Raw genomic sequence first — 15,829 nt, forward strand, 5'->3', positions numbered from 1 at the left:
AATGAACCCCTACAAAAAGTATACATAACATTTTTGGGGTGTAAATTTTAGGAATTTACCATATGAACCCCTTTTTGTTTAATAAAAAACTCAAAAAGACACGTATTTCTTTATTATCGCTAGACAAAAAAAATACCGTTAAAAATGGACTGTATAGGTAATGTTGAGGTTCTAATTCTAAGTGTTGAGGCTAGATTGAGAAATGATGTACTAACTAAAGTCCTAAAATATAGTTGACCAAGTTTTCTTCGTGCTTTAAATCCAGCTTTTTACGCAATCGATAGCGCTTTATTTCGACGCTTCTTGGTGAGATATGCAAAAGTTGTGCTATTTCTTTAGACGATAGGTTTAATCTTAGGTATGCACATAGTTTAAGATCGTTTGGAGATAAAGACGGATGTAGGTTTTTTACTTTCTTTAAAAATTCACTGTCGGCGTTATTAAAGGCTTCTTGAAAAAGTTCCCAATCATCATTGCGCTTTAAACTTTTATCAATAATCTTAACTACTGGTTTAAGCGCCTCTTGATCAGCTATTTTATTCAACTCTTCTTTAATGGTCGATAACAATTCGTTCTTCTTAATTATACTCATTGTGGAGGCCGCCAATTCTTTACCCTTACTCTTGTTTTCTAGTTCTAATTGCTCATTTTTAATTCTAATGATTTCTTTTTCACTACGTATTTGTGTGAATTCTAATTCACGCTTATTTTTTTCAATTAATTTTTCACGTTGTTTCTTATAATACCGCTTGTACATATTATGCATGAAGAATGAAAAAAGCAATACCCCCAAAACATAAAGTACGACCATTACATTACTGATGTACCAAGGTTTAGCTATTTCAAAAGAATACGAAGCTTTGTTCTTGGAAAGATCATTTCCTATTTTTCCTTTTACTTCAAAAACATAATCGCCAGGAGGAAGATTTTCATAAAGTACTTCGGCTTTTGCAGACCATTCACTCCACTGTTCATATCTTCCTAGTAACCTGTATTGATATTGCGTTACTGAAAATTTATTGTATTCTGGAGCGTAAAATGAAAAATTGAAATCATTTTCTTTACTATTATAACTACCATCCGATATAAGACTATAGTTTTTTTTATCCGTATAAATACCGCCGTTACTTACTTCATCAATCTTAACCTCAAAGCTTTTAGCCCTCAAAGCGTTTGTATTAATGACAATATAACCCGAGGTATTACCTAACAAATAGTTCCCTTGGTTATCGAGGTTTATGATATTCTCATAGCCTAAAATTCCGTCTCGCATCTCTTTTGTTAATGGAATGCTTTTAATCTTAGGTGTATTGGTTAGTCCATCGGGACTCACATAGCTGATATTTGATTGGTTAAAAACCCATAAGCGGTTGGCATTATTGTCAACAACCAATTTGCCCGACTCATATTCCGACTCATTATATATACTGCTAAGCAAACTGTCTTTAAAAAAGCCTTTTTTGTTTCGATTGTATTTTAGTATGCCTTTTTTATAAGCATATAACAAGTCTCCATTGTACTTTACAATACCAGAATTGGAGCCTTTTATTATGGTATCTATACGTACATTTTCAACTGCTGAAAAAGAATCATTTACAGTAAGCTCAAAAACACCATTATATTCATGATTCACGAATATTTGATTACCGAGCGTCTCAAAATATCTAGATGAATTATCAAAACCTTTTATCTTGTTTTTAAGCTGCCAAGTATTATTAAGCTTCTCCAATACGTATAGTCCGTCATAATTACCCTGTAGTAAAAGATGAGGTCTATTAGTCAACTTAGCTATTTTCCAGGTGCCCTGTACATTAGATACTTTTTTGGCTTGATTTGCATTAACCATATAGGTTCCGGAGTTATGCCCGCAAAACAAACTATCATCTATAACCTCTAAACACCATACTTGGCCTTGAGTTCCAGGAATGAAGCTAAAATCATTCTTACCATCCAATTTTTTATAAAATAACCCTTGATTGGTACCCAAATACAGATTGTTGTTATGAATAGCCGATGCATAAACACTACCCAGTGAACTTCTAGTATCATTATAAACCTTATAGGGCGAATCAATATTTATATAGCTTATTCCGTAATCGAGCCCTAACCATATATTATGCTCTAAATCTTCAAAAAGTGATAGTACGGTATTGTTTGATAACGAAGAGTTTTGATCAATTTGCGAAAGCAATTCCCCTTCATCGCTTAGATAGACGAAACCATCAGCGATTGTTCCTAAAACATAGTTTCCATTATCTAATTGAAGCCCATCATATAGACTGAAATCAGCTAAAAAGGCATTGGGAAACCCGCTGGACGGAATTAACCCTTCGTCAACTAATTCATAGAATCCATTGTTCTTGGTCAATATTAATAGCGCTTCTTCATTACCGAATAGATTTATTACCTCATCGTTTCGAACGATATCATCTTCAAAAACCAAAAAATCTTTGCCAGATTCAATTTTATAAAGTCCCTTATCAATTCTTTGAAAATATATCTTTTGACCGACCTTGAACATCTTTGTAATCGTACTATTAGACTCAATAGTATTTAAAGTGTTCTCGTTTATATTGTAGATATAAATACGTTTCAATGATTGAAACACAATATATTCATCAATACTAATAATATTCCAAAACTCTTCGTCTTCAATTAAATCAACATTTATGTTTTTAGATAGCGAAGTATACTCTAGAGTACCGAAGTTGTTTTTCGTCCAATACCCAAATTCCATAAAACTACCTGTATAGATTCTATCTTCTACAACTTTTACAGAACGCATTATGGTTTCATTGGGCGATGGATAAAGCGCCCAACTTGCACCGTTAAATTCTAACAACCCCTTACTATTAGCTACATAAATTAATTTATCGGCAGATTGCGAAATCGACCAGTTTTGGTTCTCCCCGTCATATTCAGATGGCAGAAAATTTTGGATGGGATAATTCTCTTGAGCAGAAACAAATTTGAAATTTAGCAGAAATAATGCTAAAATAGATACAAACGTAATTTGCTCACGCATAGAAGACAGCTTTGTCTAAATATAGGAAAAGAAAATAATGCGAACGAAAATCGCAAAAGATTTATACCAATTCAGCACTTAGACCAGCTTGCAAAAGTCTAGTACATTTAGGTTTTAAATCGTCATACTCGCCAGTTTTTACCGTACACCTACCATTATGATGAACGATTAAAGAACATTGTTCAGCTTGCTCTGGGGTGTGTTCACAGACAGCAATAAGGGTGTCTATTACATGATCAAAAGTATTGACATCGTCATTAAAAAGTACGATTTCGCTTTGCTTTACAGTTTCTTCTTCTAGCAGTAGTTCTTCGGAAACCTTTTCTTTAGTACTAAACATGATTACCCTTCTTTTTGAATAAATGTATTGAAATAAACCTTTTGACCCAAAAAAGAACATCAAAAATTAAAGAAGCGCCCATTAAGGGCGCTTCTTCTACATTGTCATAACCATGATTATTATAAAAATTGAAATGATTAATACAGGTAATTAAGTGCTGTAACGTCATTACTGTTAAATTCACCATCTACCGATGAACTAAAGCAAGCCAACATCAGTGAAGTTGGGTCATATCCCGCCGGAGTTCCAGGAATCGGATTTGCACCGATACTCCCGGCACCTTCATTAATGTTTTCTCCACAACTTTGCCTGCTGAACCAATCTGTGTGTCTAAAACCTACCGAATGCCCCATTTCATGCGTTATAACATGTTCATTGACATTCGTAGAAAAACTGCTTAAACCATAAATTTGAATGAACTTGTTAGGGTTGCCGTTACTTGGAAAACCAGCAACACCGCCACTTACTCCAGGGTTATTTATCGTGTTGTTATAAACGACCATGTCCTTATTCTGAAAGTTCGTTCCGAATGTTAGGTTAAAACGAATCCCCAAATTCAATCGATTGTAATTATTTACAGCCCACTGCAGCGCTGTACGTTCTTTATTGCTCAAAGCAAAATTACCGCCAGTATAGCCAATTATTGACAAGGTTCTCGGGTTTACCAGATTATTGGTATGATAGTTTCTATCATTATTGCTTTCCAATTCTATAAACTGATTCATTTGTTCTTTTGACAAAGCTATGTCTCCTTCTAATTGGTATCTCTTCTGAATTGAACCATCAGGCAGATGAAAATCTATAATACCCACTTCACTTGTATTAAAATTACTGGTCTTAAGTGTAGTCATCACATCTTCAGTAAGTGATAAGTCGGCATCAAGCACTACTCCCTCGTTATTGGCTTCTACCGCTGTTTCGTCAACAGTATCTTTCTCACAAGAGGATAAAATAAATGCGCACGCTAGAGCGCATGATAAGATTCTTAAATCTTTCATAGTAAAAAGGTTTAGGGTTAAAAATTAAGTGGTTATTTCAATGAGGAAAAAAATTACGAAAACGATTTCGTAAAATGCATAATTGTTTAGCTTTTTCGATAAACTGCAGCGATCCAATCGTTTCTTTCAAGATTGCCAGAATACTCTAAAGCATGTAAATTACATGTTGAAGAAATAATATTTAGGTCTTCTTTATAAAACCCACTAAGGAATAATAAACCTTCTTTAGCCAAACATTCTGAATACTTTGGGATATCATCCATTAAAATATTTCTATTGATATTTGCGATAATGATATCATATTTTTTTGCAGCCAACAAACGCGAGTCACCTTCGAATACCTCGATATGCTCACAATTATTACGTTCAACATTTTCAATTGAATTTAAATAGCACCAGTTATCTATATCTATTGCCTCTATCGGTTTAGCGCCTTTCATTTCGGCCAGAATGGCCAGTATTCCGGTACCACAGCCCATATCCAAAACAGATTTATCCTTAAAATCATGGTCAAGAATGTGCTGCAACATCATATGAGTAGTTTCATGATGCCCCGTACCAAAACTCATTTTTGGTTCTATAACAATATCAAAATCTACCTTCTCTGGTTTATGAAAAGGAGCCCTTACCATACATTTGTCACCGACCCTAATCGGATTGAAACTCTTTTCCCATTCGGCATTCCAGTTTTGCTGTTCTATTTCTTTAAAGCTCCATGTAATCGCGAATTCAGCATTGCCTAAAAGCTGAAGGTTTTTAAGTTTGCTTTCTTCAAAGTCCGATTTTAAGATATAAGCAAGAAAGCCTGAATCGTTCTCTACAAAACTTTCAAAACCTGCTTCACCTAATTCGGCAATGAGGATTTCAGTGCCAACTTCTAACGGTACTACCTTAAAATTAAACTCTAAATAGGTCATGCAAGTCTGATTATATTGCCCTTACTATTGCAATAAAATCATCAGCGTTTAGCGCAGCCCCGCCTATTAACCCACCATCTACGTCTGGTTTCGAAAAAATTTCTTTCGCATTGGCCGGTTTTACGCTTCCGCCGTATAATATTGATATGTTGTTAGCAACTGCCGCATCGTATTTGGCAGCCATTGTTTTCCTAATAAAAGCGTGCATTTCTTGTGCCTGTTCTGGGCTTGCTGTTTCTCCGGTCCCGATAGCCCATACAGGTTCATAAGCAAGAACAATATTTTTAAATGCTTCAGCTTTTAAACTAAAAAGCGCATTTTTTAGCTGACTTTCTACGACCGCAAAATGGTTGTCAGATTTACGATCCTCCAATTCTTCACCAAAACAGAAAATTATACGCATATTCTTATCAAGGGCCGTATTTACTTTTTTAGCAAGCATATCATCGGTCTCTCCAAAATGTGAACGTCTTTCGGAATGACCAAGAATGACCACATCAACATCAATATCCAATAACATATCCGCCGAAATTTCTCCCGTATAGGCACCACTATCAGCAAAATGCATGTTTTGCGCAGCTACCTGAATAACAGAGTTCTCTAAGCTCCGTACCGCAGTTGTAAGATTTACAAAGGTAGGGGCAACAATAACTTCTGCACCTGTATCAGGTAGTTTGGCCGCTAGCTCTGCCGCAAGCGTTTCTGTTTCTTGTTGCGTCTTATTCATTTTCCAGTTTCCTGCAACTATTTTGGTTCTCATAGTTTTTAAGTTTATTGTACTGACTTTAAATTTTCTAGTTTACACTATTCTTTATTTTTAGGGCTTCTTCTATGGTAAGATTCTTGAACTCAAAATCGTCACCAAACAAATCTTTTCCGTATTCTTCAACCGTAGTTCCAAATACTCCTTTTCGCAAAATATTTACGGAGTCGGGGTTTTGAATTGGCCAAATGAAATTTATTTCTTTGGGCGAACCTATAAAATAAGATGAACCCTGCGTTCCATATATTTGCGCCTTATCGTTATACATTAAATGCCGGTCTAGCATCATTGCGTATAGTCTAAAAGGAAGTTCACCGTTGTCAGCGGCCTGCTTTATTTCATCTATGTAAACGTCAATTTTATCAGAATGTTGAATTACGTACCATGCTGCACTAGCTGTTTTTTCTCCGACCATACTTTTTCCCGGATAGCCATGCTCTTTCATTATTTTTTCTACGTAACCTAGATTTGAACTATCAATTTCAATCTGTTTTGACCAGTTCTCTGGGGTCCAATTAGCCCTATATTTTTGATCTAAAACCATTACGCTATCCAAACTTTTCTTTAAATCAAGATTGAAATAAATACCATTTTTTGGCTCTTTTAGGTTCAATTCATCTAAATCATTATAATGTGCCTTTTGCAAAATGGTTCCCTTTTCAATAACCAACAATGCTGGGTTTGAACGCACTATAGTTTTTAATGTGGTTTCATCTGTAAAGTAAAACTCAAAATTTAATCCGTATTCTTCAATAAATTCATTTGACCTATCTTCTCCAGAGGCCGACATGCCGATCACTTTGTAACCCATCCTTATTGCTTCATCAGTAACTTCTTTAACTTTATGAAAAGTTTCAGAATTACTTTTAGCCAAATCATAGGCAATAACCGCAACTAATCGCTCCTCGGCCAAATAAATTGATGTAAAGTCTTCGCCATCTTTTTCTATAGCAAAATCATGGATTGGAGGCTCATATCCTTTTTGAATTTCAGTGGTTTCTACATCTAAAAACTCCCCCTCTACGCTTGGATAATCACCGTTAGTAACCACAATCTTATCTTCACCATCGACCTTAAATCGCCAAGCATATTCATATAATGCCTTTGGCGCATCTTCAGGAACGAGCATTCCCTCTTCAATGTTAGCCCCGATTTTATAGGGCCTAAAATCTTTTACCGGTAAATGATTTAAAACATGATAGCAGAATATAATACAGCCTAAAAGCGAAAGCACCATTACCACTGAACCAGTAGCATTTCTAAATATCGATTTCATAAATTTTGATCCTGCCACCAAAACTAGAATCAACACCAATAAAATTATATCCTTGCCAAAAGACTCCCATGGCGTTAGTTTTACGGCATCACCAAAACAACCACAATCCGTAACCTTATTAAAATAAGCTGAATAAAAGGTCAAAAACGTAAAGAACACAATCATTATCAACAAACTCCAAACCGTAAATTTGGGCTTATATCCTATCAAAAGCATTACACCTAATAATACTTCTATTATCACCACAACGATTGCAATTGCCAATGCATAGGGTTCAAAAAAAGGTAGATCAAGCACACCTTGACTGAAGTATTCCTCCAACTTAAAAGAAAACCCAACCGGGTCGTTAAGCTTTATGAGGCCGCTTATAATAAACAGAACGCCAACAAAAATTCTTGAAAAACCAACTAAATACTTCATTATTGCGATAAATGAATTAGTGCAAAAACTGCATAGTTTATAATATCTTGATAATTGGCATCAATACCTTCGCTAACCAAGGTCTTACCTTTATTATCTTCTATTTGTTTTACGCGTAAAAGCTTTTGTAAAATTAAATCGGTTAAAGAACTAACACGCATTTCGCGCCACGCCTCACCATAATCATGATTTTTATTCTCCATTAAGGTTTTGGTAAGAGAGGCTTTTTCGTCGTACAGTTGAACGGCCTCTTGTAAGCTTAAATCTGGCTGTTCAGAAATACCTTTGTCTATCTGAATCAAGGCCATGATAGAGTAGTTGATAATTCCAATAAACTCAGATTGTTCCCCTTCATCAACCTTACGTTCGGCATTTTCTTGAAGACCCCTAATACGTTGGGCCTTAATAAAAATCTGATCTGTTAAAGAAGGTAATCGTAATATTCGCCAAGCGGTACCGTAATCTTTTGTTTTTTTGAGGAATAGTTCTCTACACGATTCTATTACCGCATCGTACTGTTTAGAGGTCTGCTGCATGTAAGCGCTTATTTGCGTAAATTTCGACTTTTATCAGTGCATATGCACTTCGCCAAAGATAAACAAACCTTGTAAAGCGTACATTTTTTATGACCATAAACTGTAAAGGAAAGCTTGTAGACCTATCTAAACCCAAAGTAATGGGGGTATTGAATTTAACACCAGATTCTTTTTACGACGGCGGAAAGTATAAAGATGAATCCGAAATACTAAAGCAAGTTGAAAAAATGCTTTTTGAAGGAGCCACCTTTATTGATATTGGGGCATATAGTTCTAGACCTGGGGCTACAGCTATTTCTGTCGAAGAAGAATTGCAAAGAATTACACCTATTGTCCAACTCATACTAAAAGAAATTCCGTCGCTATTGATCTCGATAGACACTTTTCGCAGTAAGGTAGCCACTGAATGTTTATCTATTGGCGCGGCCCTTATAAATGACATTTCCGCAGGAAAATTAGATGCTACAATGATGGATACGGTTGCAAGGCATCAAGTTCCATATATAATGATGCACATGAAAGGAACTCCGCAGAGCATGAAAGAAATGACCGCTTACGAAGACTTACTTCAAGAAGTGCTATTCTATTTTTCTGAAAACGTTAAAGAGGCTCGGCTAAAAAAAATAAATGATATTATTTTAGACCCTGGTTTCGGTTTTGCCAAAACAATTCAACAAAACTTTAAACTATTGGCAAATCTTGATTTAGTACAAACTTTTGATTTACCAATTCTGGCCGGCCTTAGCAGAAAATCGATGATATACAAAACGCTCGGCTCAACAGCGCAGAACGCGTTAAACGGCACGACAGCTTTAAACATGCAAGCCCTTATCAATGGTGCCAATATTTTAAGGGTTCACGACGTTAAAGAAGCAATGGAATGTGTTGGCCTTTTCAACGAATTAAAGGCATCGCACGATTCGTAAGTAGTTCTCTTAAAATTGTTAATTTTACAAAAACACAGCGTTTGGATTTCCTAAACTTTCTTGAATTTAAAATCACAGACTTTATTGATATTATCTTGGTCGCTGTGCTCTTGTATTATGTCTATAAACTCGTACGGGGTACCGTTGCTATAAATATTTTCATAGGTATTGTTATTGTTTGGGCCCTTTGGAAGCTTACCGAATTGCTTCAAATGAAAATGATAAGCAGCATGGTAGGTGGTTTTATGAATATTGGGTTAATTGCCCTTATCATTGTTTTTCAACAAGAAATTCGCAAATTTCTTTTGATGATCGGTTCTACCAATTTTGCATCAAAGCGAAACTTCATCAAACATTTCAAGTTCTTACGTCAAGAAGGGCTTCCTACAGAGACAAATGTTGACGCTATTATAAGTGCTTGTGAAAAAATGGGCATAAGTAAAACAGGAGCTATTCTAGTCATTGAACGGAACAATAGTCTTGATTTTGTAAAATCTTCTGGAGACAAAATGAGCATTGAAATTACTCAGCCTATCATAGAAAGTATTTTTTACAAAAATAGTCCGTTACATGATGGCGCGGCCATTATTCAAGACAATTACATTACCGCAACTAGGGTCATTTTACCGGTATCTAATGGTCGTAATATTCCCTTGCGTTTTGGACTTCGTCATCGTGCCGCTGTTGGCATCACTGAAAAAACAGACTCGCTATGTTTGGTTGTAAGTGAAGAAACCGGACTTGTGTCTTATATTAAAAACGGAGAATTTGTTCTTTATAAGAGTCTTGAAGAGCTTACAGAAATGATTAAAAAAGACTTGGAATAATGGTTTGTAAAACTTGTGAAAATAGTTTGCGATCAGATTTTAGCTATTGCCCAAGCTGCGGAGGAAAGGTAATTCGTAATCGATTGACCTTAAAAAATATTTGGGAAGATTTAAAGTTTCAAGTTTTTGATTTAGACAATACCCTACTTAAAACTTTTAAGCACCTTTTTACAAAACCCGAAGTGGTTGTAGAAAGTTATATATCCGGCGCTCGAAAAAAGTACATGAACCCTGTTAGTTTTTTTGCCATCGCAATTACCCTTTCAGGGGTTTTATTTTTTGTTCTTAGGGATATTTATGAGCTAGATATCACAAAAAGTAGTTTCAGCAATGCTGACTCACCAAATATGGATTTTGTGTTTGACTATCAAGCCATTCTCTCGTATTTAAATGTTCCAATATATGCAGTACTTACTTGGCTGCTGTTTTTAGATAAAAACAAACTTAATTATACCGAACACTTGGTCACTAATGCATATACCACTGGGCAGGCTTCTTTTGTTCAAGTTGCTCTAGGTTTAATCCTTTTTAGCATATTTGATTTACAATTTGAAACCTTTAATTGGTTTTTTCTATTGGGTTCTATTATCTACCAATTTTATGTTTTTAAAAGAATCCATAAAACCGGAATCGCAAGTACCATTTTAAGGGCCTTTGCCTATTTCTTTATGATGCTCATAGTCTTCATAGGCATTGGAATTCTTGTTGTTCTAATCGGATTTATTTCCGGTAATCTGAGTCTAGAAGATTTTAGACCAAAGTAAATCAAGCAACCTCTTCCTCAGCTAAAAATTGAGCTTCATATAAATCGCTATAATAACCTCCTTTTTCAAGAAGTTCTTTATGCGTGCCATTTTCAACGATTTGCCCTGCATCCATAACCAAAATTTTATCCGCCTTTTTGATCGTTGCCAAACGGTGCGCGATAATTATGGAAGTTCTTCCTTCGGTTATCTTTTCTGTTGCCTGTTGTATGAGTTGTTCAGAATACGTATCTATGGAAGATGTCGCTTCATCCAATACCAAAACACTAGGATTACTTACATAAGCCCTTAAAAAAGCTATTAGCTGTCTTTGTCCACTAGAAAGCATTGTTCCACGTTCTTTCACGTTGTATTCATAAGCACCTGGCAGACTAGAAATAAATTCATGAACTCCAATCTGCTTTGCGGCAGCTTCAATATCATTAACGTCTATGGTTTCATCTTTTAAGGATATATTGTTTGCGATGGTATCTGCAAAAAGAAAAACATCTTGCAACACAACCGCGATATGTGAACGAAGTGACTCCAAGGAATATTCTTGAATATTGATATCATCTATTAGAATTGTTCCTGAGTTTATTTCATAGAAACGGTTTAAAAGATTTATAATGGTAGACTTTCCTGCACCGGTGGAACCAACTATGGCTATGGTCTCCCCCGCTTTAACTTCAAAGGAAATTCCATGAAGTACTTCCTCGTCTTCAATATACCCAAAACGTACATCAGAAAATTTAATATAACCTTTCATGCTTTCCTTTTCAAGGGTTCCTTCGTTTGAAATTCTACTTTCGGTGTCTAGAATGTTAAAAACCCTATTCGCGGCCACCATACCCATTTGAAGTGTATTGAATTTATCAGCAATATGTCGTAATGGCCTAAAGAGCATGCCTGAAAAAAGGATAAAAGTAAAAATATCGCCATACTCCTCGGCGTTAATTCCATTGACATTTTGAAGCCCACCGAACCATACGATGAGACCAATACTAACCGCACCCAATAATTCCGCTACTGCAAAGAATATCGAATTGTACCAGACCGTGCGTAACCATGCGTTTTGATGTTTTTCGTTAATCTCCCTAAACTTTTCTTTCTCAATTTCTTCTCTGTTGAACAATTGCACGATTTTCATACCCGCAATACGTTCTTGTACAAAAGAATTTAAATTAGATACTTGCGCCCTCACTTCTATAAAGGCAGATTTCATTGCTTTTTGAAATAATCGAGTTGCGTAAAGAATAAGCGGTAGTATCGCAAAAACAATTAGTGCCAATTTCCAGTTCATCACTAGCATAATTATGGCTACTACAAGCATTTTTAAAAGGTCGGCAACAATAACAAAAAAACCTTGACTAAAAATTTCTCCAATGCGCTGCATATCAGCAACTGCCCTTGTTACTAAAATACCTATGGACGAGTTATCAAAATAGGTCATTTTAAAACCCATTATTTTTTCAAACAAACGTATTCTTATATCCTTAATAACAGATTCGCCCAAAAGATTTGCATAATAGGTAAACAGCAATTGACAGGTAACTTCACCAATAAGCACCCCCAACATTGCCATTACCAAAAATAGAAGCCGCTCAGAATCTCTATTGGTTATTGCGTTATCAACGACGTCGCCAATAATAAGCGGCGTAAATACTGAAAAGGCGGAAAGTAGAATTGCAATAAAAGCAACCCCATAAAAAGTAATACTATAAGGTCTCGTGTGCTGAAAGACACGCCTGAACAATCTAAAATCAAATGCTTTTCCGGTTTCTTTATCTTGGCTCATTTAGTTCTATTTTCTGGATATAAAACCTTGGTCAAATATAGCCCTTTTGCAGGCACTGAAGCTCCTGCCCGGCTTCTATCTTTGCTTTCGATTATTGCTCTGACGCCTTCTGGCTCTATTTTTTTTAGGCCTACTTCTAAAAGGGTACCCACTATTGCGCGTACCATATTTCTTAAAAATCTATCCGCCGTAATTGTAAACACCAACTTATCCCCCTTTTTCTCCCAAACTGCCTTCTTTAATTTACAAATAAAGGTTTTTACATCGGTATGTGATTTTGAAAAACATTCAAAATCTTTATACTCTATTAAAATCTCAGCAGCCCTATTCATTGCATCAACATCTAAGGTCGACCATATAAAATGACTGCTTTCAATATAAAAGGGATTCTTTTCTTGGGTAATCCAATATTCGTAAGTACGTTCAATAGCATCAAATCTAGCATGAGAAGTATCATCTACTCGAAAAATATCTGTAATGGCAATATCCGCGGGCAGATAACTATTTACCCTATTTACTAAATCAGTGGTGTTTTCTATTTCAGAAAAATCAAAATGACCGAACATCTCCTTTGCATGAACCCCAGCATCTGTTCTGCCAGCACCTACTATATCAACTTTTGCCCGTAAAAGCATAGAAAGCGCCTCTTCTAAAACTTGCTGCACCGTAATGGCGTTGGGCTGTCTTTGCCAACCATGATAAGCTTTTCCGAAATAAGAGAATTGGATAAAATATCTCAAGGCAAACAGCTATTTTTAGCAGAACAAAGATACTTGAATCTGTCGCATGGCAGATAATGCCAAGTCTTTTTAGCATATTTTTAGCGTTATGAAACGAATTCTATTGCTTTCAGACACCCACGGCCATATGGATAATGATATCTTAAAATATGCCAGACAGGCTGACGAAATTTGGCATGCCGGGGATATCGGCAGCTTAGAAGTCACGGACACTTTAAAAAGCGTAAAACCGGTTCGTGGAGTGTATGGTAATATTGACGATCATATCATTCAAAAAGAATTTCCTGAAAATAATCGTTTTTTTTGTGAGGGGGTTGACGTTTGGATAACCCATATTGGTGGTTACCCAACTAAGTACAACACCCGTGTTCGGGAAGAGATTAGAAAAAACCCTCCTAAGCTCTTCATTTGCGGGCACTCTCATATTCTTAAGGTGATGAACGACAAAAAGCTCGATTTGCTCCATATGAACCCTGGTGCTTGTGGAAAATACGGTTTTCACCAGGTTCGTACGATGCTTAGGTTCATCATTGATGAAAAAAAAATAAGTGACCTAGAAGTCATCGAATTAGGTAGCAGATAGGTATGAAAAAACTACTGACACTTTTATATATTTTGATGCTTTGTGCCTGTAACGGGCAGACTACTGCCATCTCTGAATCAACGGTGACCGTCTTGGTTTTAGGCACTATCCAAGATGCTGGCAGCCCTCATATAGGATGCAAAAAAACATGCTGTTCTAAGCTATTTCAAAATCCAGATTTCGATAGAAAGGTCGTCTCTTTGGGCGTAATTGACCATGAGCATGAGAAGACCTATTTATTTGAAGCGACCCCAGATATGCCAGCGCAGTTGAAATTATTGAAAGAGCACGCTCAAATTGCTTCAGAAACACCATCGGGTATTTTTGTTACACATGCCCATATTGGGCATTATACTGGCTTAATGTATTTAGGAAGGGAAGCCCTCGGCGCTCAAAATGTTCCTGTATATGCAATGCCAAAGATGAAGTCATTTATCGAAAATAATGGCCCGTGGAGCCAATTGGTAAACTTAGAGAACATCGAACTAAAAGGGCTACAGCACAACGAAGAAGTGAAGTTAACTTCAAATGTTACGGTAATTCCATTCTTGGTGCCCCACAGAGATGAATTTTCTGAGACGGTGGGTTACAAAATTATTGGCCCTAATAAATCCATTCTTTTTATTCCGGATATTAACAAATGGTCTAAATGGGACATAAATATTATCGACGAAATCAAAGATGTCGATTTTGCGTTTTTGGATGCTACCTTTTATGATGGAGCGGAACTGAACAATCGTGATATATCGGAAATTCCGCACCCTTTTATTATCGAAAGTTTAGAACTTTTTAAAAAGCTTTCAAAAGCGGAAAAAGATAAAATTCATTTTATCCACTTTAATCACACAAATCCTGTTCTAAATGAAGAAAGTAGGCAAACATCTACAGTCTTAAATCAAGGTTTTCACATCGCGCAATTCGGGCAAAGAATTCGTTTATAAATTGTAATGCCCTTTTGTAAGAAAAGACAATTTTGTCGTCTAAGATGTCAAACAATTTTAGACAAAACATGAAAACACAAAATTTAAGATTTATTGCAATTGCTTTTCTTTTTATGCTTGCTTCGTGCTCAGAAAAAGCAAAGAAAACCAGTGAAAAAGTTGAAGCTATCGTCGAAACAAAGACGGCCCCTGAATATACCACGGCCGACCCACAAAGCATATTGGCCGCCATTGAATATGCCCATGGTGGTTGGAGAGACCTCTGGAAAAAGAAAGATGTACAATACACATACAACTACCACAGCACAGATGCGAATAAAACGGATATTTCTACCGAACGCTATATTTTTAGTTCTGAGGCTTCTTACGGACATTACACCAAGCACGAAATCAATGTAATGCCAGGTGTCTCAGGTGAAGTAACACAGTGTTTTGACGGTAAAGAAACCATGGTTCTAGTCGATGGTACCGTAACAGAAGACCAGCAAGCAAATGTGGTAGGCGATTTTTTAAGAAAAGCCAATTATTTCTGGTTTGTAATGCCCTACAAATTAAATGACGAGGGTACAATTACTACCTATTTAGGTCAAGAAGCGTTAAACGGTACAACATATGATAAATTAAACGTGACCTATGACCCAGAGATTACAGGTAAAACTCAAAACGACAGCTATGTGCTTTATGTAAACCCCGAAACCAAATTAATAGACCGTTTTTATTTTTCACTCCCTTTTATGGGTGTCAACGAACCTTTAATAATTGCAGATTATGAATATAAAGATGTTGAAGGTCAAATGATAGCGACCAAACGCAGTTATTATATGCCTAGCGAGAATGGCTATGCAAAAGCTCCTAATCTTGTTCAAACACTTACCAACATTTCTTTTGACAATGGTTTCACAGTAGAAAATTTAATGGCTTCTGCCGATTAAATTTGGTCCTAAGCTCCGATTACCTTATAATATTTAAGCAAAAAACCCCGATGTTACCATCGGG

General features: G+C 36.1%; 15 protein-coding genes and 1 pseudogene. 6 read left to right on the forward strand and 10 right to left on the reverse strand.

Translation table 11 applies throughout. The annotated features are described in order from the left end of the window. Positions 1–214: 214 nt before the first annotated feature. The 8 genes and pseudogenes from ACFSQJ_RS03295 to ACFSQJ_RS03330 form a co-directional block, all read right to left on the reverse strand. Positions 215–3,025: a helix-turn-helix and ligand-binding sensor domain-containing protein gene (locus ACFSQJ_RS03295; protein WP_377765513.1), complete on the reverse strand. Its 2,811-nt coding sequence runs from the start codon at positions 3,023–3,025 to the stop codon at positions 215–217. 61 nt (positions 3,026–3,086) lie between these two features. After that, positions 3,087–3,365 (reverse strand): ATP-dependent Clp protease adaptor ClpS, encoded by a 279-nt coding sequence (locus ACFSQJ_RS03300; protein WP_377765515.1) that lies wholly within the window; start codon positions 3,363–3,365, stop codon positions 3,087–3,089. 137 nt (positions 3,366–3,502) lie between these two features. After that, the gene (locus ACFSQJ_RS03305; RefSeq protein ID WP_377765516.1) at positions 3,503–4,363 is read right to left on the reverse strand and encodes a zinc-dependent metalloprotease; all 861 of its coding nucleotides are present in this window, start codon (positions 4,361–4,363) and stop codon (positions 3,503–3,505) included. 86 nt (positions 4,364–4,449) lie between these two features. Next, entirely contained in the window at positions 4,450–5,280 is an 831-nt protein-coding gene (gene prmA / locus ACFSQJ_RS03310; RefSeq protein WP_377765518.1) for a 50S ribosomal protein L11 methyltransferase, read from the reverse strand. Positions 5,281–5,290: 10 nt separating this feature from the next. Continuing rightward, positions 5,291–6,040, reverse strand: a complete 750-nt coding sequence (gene tpiA / locus ACFSQJ_RS03315; RefSeq protein ID WP_377765519.1) for a triose-phosphate isomerase — start codon at positions 6,038–6,040, stop codon at positions 5,291–5,293. A 34-nt stretch (positions 6,041–6,074) separates the two neighbouring features. Then, entirely contained in the window at positions 6,075–6,587 is a 513-nt protein-coding gene (locus tag ACFSQJ_RS03320; RefSeq protein ID WP_377765796.1) for a DUF6624 domain-containing protein, read from the reverse strand. 66 nt (positions 6,588–6,653) lie between these two features. Further along, a pseudogene (locus tag ACFSQJ_RS03325) lies at positions 6,654–7,739 on the reverse strand (BT_3928 family protein); the annotation flags it as partial. Further along, positions 7,739–8,275: a DUF1599 domain-containing protein gene (locus tag ACFSQJ_RS03330; RefSeq protein ID WP_377765521.1), complete on the reverse strand. Its 537-nt coding sequence runs from the start codon at positions 8,273–8,275 to the stop codon at positions 7,739–7,741. The pseudogene ACFSQJ_RS03325 and the gene ACFSQJ_RS03330, both read right to left, overlap by 1 nt. 89 nt (positions 8,276–8,364) lie before the next feature. On the opposite strand from ACFSQJ_RS03330, the gene folP reads away from it, so the two are divergent. The 3 genes from folP to ACFSQJ_RS03345 are packed head-to-tail and all read left to right on the forward strand — an operon-like array spanning position 8,365 to position 10,792. Then, positions 8,365–9,201 carry a dihydropteroate synthase gene (gene folP / locus ACFSQJ_RS03335; RefSeq protein ID WP_377765523.1) on the forward strand — a complete coding sequence of 279 codons (837 nt, stop codon included), beginning with the start codon at positions 8,365–8,367 and terminating at the stop codon, positions 9,199–9,201. A 41-nt stretch (positions 9,202–9,242) separates the two neighbouring features. Continuing rightward, positions 9,243–10,028 carry a diadenylate cyclase CdaA gene (cdaA, locus tag ACFSQJ_RS03340; RefSeq protein WP_377765525.1) on the forward strand — a complete coding sequence of 262 codons (786 nt, stop codon included), beginning with the start codon at positions 9,243–9,245 and terminating at the stop codon, positions 10,026–10,028. Between the two features lie 26 nt (positions 10,029–10,054). Beyond that, the gene (locus ACFSQJ_RS03345; protein WP_377765527.1) at positions 10,055–10,792 is read left to right on the forward strand and encodes a DUF3667 domain-containing protein; all 738 of its coding nucleotides are present in this window, start codon (positions 10,055–10,057) and stop codon (positions 10,790–10,792) included. Between the two features lies 1 nt (position 10,793). Here ACFSQJ_RS03345 and ACFSQJ_RS03350 read toward each other — a convergent pair whose 3' ends face one another. Then, positions 10,794–12,569, reverse strand: coding sequence for an ABC transporter ATP-binding protein (locus ACFSQJ_RS03350; RefSeq protein WP_377765529.1), 1,776 nt, complete (start codon positions 12,567–12,569; stop codon positions 10,794–10,796). Beyond that, on the reverse strand, positions 12,566–13,309 hold the full coding sequence (truA, locus tag ACFSQJ_RS03355; RefSeq protein WP_377765531.1) for a tRNA pseudouridine(38-40) synthase TruA: 744 nt from the start codon (positions 13,307–13,309) through the stop codon (positions 12,566–12,568). The genes ACFSQJ_RS03350 and truA overlap by 4 nt, the downstream gene beginning before the upstream one ends. An 88-nt stretch (positions 13,310–13,397) precedes the next feature. Between truA and ACFSQJ_RS03360 the strand changes: the two genes are divergently transcribed. The 3 genes from ACFSQJ_RS03360 (at position 13,398) to ACFSQJ_RS03370 (ending at position 15,765) form a co-directional block, all read left to right on the forward strand. After that, positions 13,398–13,892: a metallophosphoesterase family protein gene (locus ACFSQJ_RS03360; RefSeq protein ID WP_377765533.1), complete on the forward strand. Its 495-nt coding sequence runs from the start codon at positions 13,398–13,400 to the stop codon at positions 13,890–13,892. A 2-nt stretch (positions 13,893–13,894) separates the two neighbouring features. Continuing rightward, entirely contained in the window at positions 13,895–14,833 is a 939-nt protein-coding gene (locus ACFSQJ_RS03365; RefSeq protein ID WP_377765535.1) for an MBL fold metallo-hydrolase, read from the forward strand. A gap of 68 nt (positions 14,834–14,901) precedes the next feature. Continuing rightward, a complete protein-coding gene (locus tag ACFSQJ_RS03370) occupies positions 14,902–15,765 on the forward strand; it encodes a DUF6503 family protein (protein WP_377765537.1) in 864 nt (287 codons plus the stop codon). The last annotated feature ends 64 nt before the right edge of the window (positions 15,766–15,829 follow it).

The organism is Croceitalea marina, assembly GCF_042684265.1.
In the GTDB taxonomy this organism is placed as follows: Bacteria; Bacteroidota; Bacteroidia; order Flavobacteriales; family Flavobacteriaceae; genus Croceitalea; species Croceitalea marina.

Bases quoted from the DNA above. Each gene is read 5' to 3' on its own strand.
- folP (WP_377765523.1), top strand. From the start codon at position 8,365: ATGACCATAAACTGTAAAGGAAAGCTTGTAGACCTATCTAAACCCAAA.
- ACFSQJ_RS03370 (WP_377765537.1), top strand. From the start codon at position 14,902: ATGAAAACACAAAATTTAAGATTTATTGCAATTGCTTTTCTTTTTATG.
- ACFSQJ_RS03360 (WP_377765533.1), top strand. From the start codon at position 13,398: ATGAAACGAATTCTATTGCTTTCAGACACCCACGGCCATATGGATAAT.
- ACFSQJ_RS03330 (WP_377765521.1), bottom strand. From the start codon at position 8,275: ATGCAGCAGACCTCTAAACAGTACGATGCGGTAATAGAATCGTGTAGA.
- ACFSQJ_RS03365 (WP_377765535.1), top strand. From the start codon at position 13,895: ATGAAAAAACTACTGACACTTTTATATATTTTGATGCTTTGTGCCTGT.
- ACFSQJ_RS03295 (WP_377765513.1), bottom strand. From the start codon at position 3,025: ATGCGTGAGCAAATTACGTTTGTATCTATTTTAGCATTATTTCTGCTA.
- tpiA (WP_377765519.1), bottom strand. From the start codon at position 6,040: ATGAGAACCAAAATAGTTGCAGGAAACTGGAAAATGAATAAGACGCAA.
- prmA (WP_377765518.1), bottom strand. From the start codon at position 5,280: ATGACCTATTTAGAGTTTAATTTTAAGGTAGTACCGTTAGAAGTTGGC.
- ACFSQJ_RS03320 (WP_377765796.1), bottom strand. From the start codon at position 6,587: ATGGTTTTAGATCAAAAATATAGGGCTAATTGGACCCCAGAGAACTGG.
- ACFSQJ_RS03305 (WP_377765516.1), bottom strand. From the start codon at position 4,363: ATGAAAGATTTAAGAATCTTATCATGCGCTCTAGCGTGCGCATTTATT.
- ACFSQJ_RS03300 (WP_377765515.1), bottom strand. From the start codon at position 3,365: ATGTTTAGTACTAAAGAAAAGGTTTCCGAAGAACTACTGCTAGAAGAA.
- ACFSQJ_RS03350 (WP_377765529.1), bottom strand. From the start codon at position 12,569: ATGAGCCAAGATAAAGAAACCGGAAAAGCATTTGATTTTAGATTGTTC.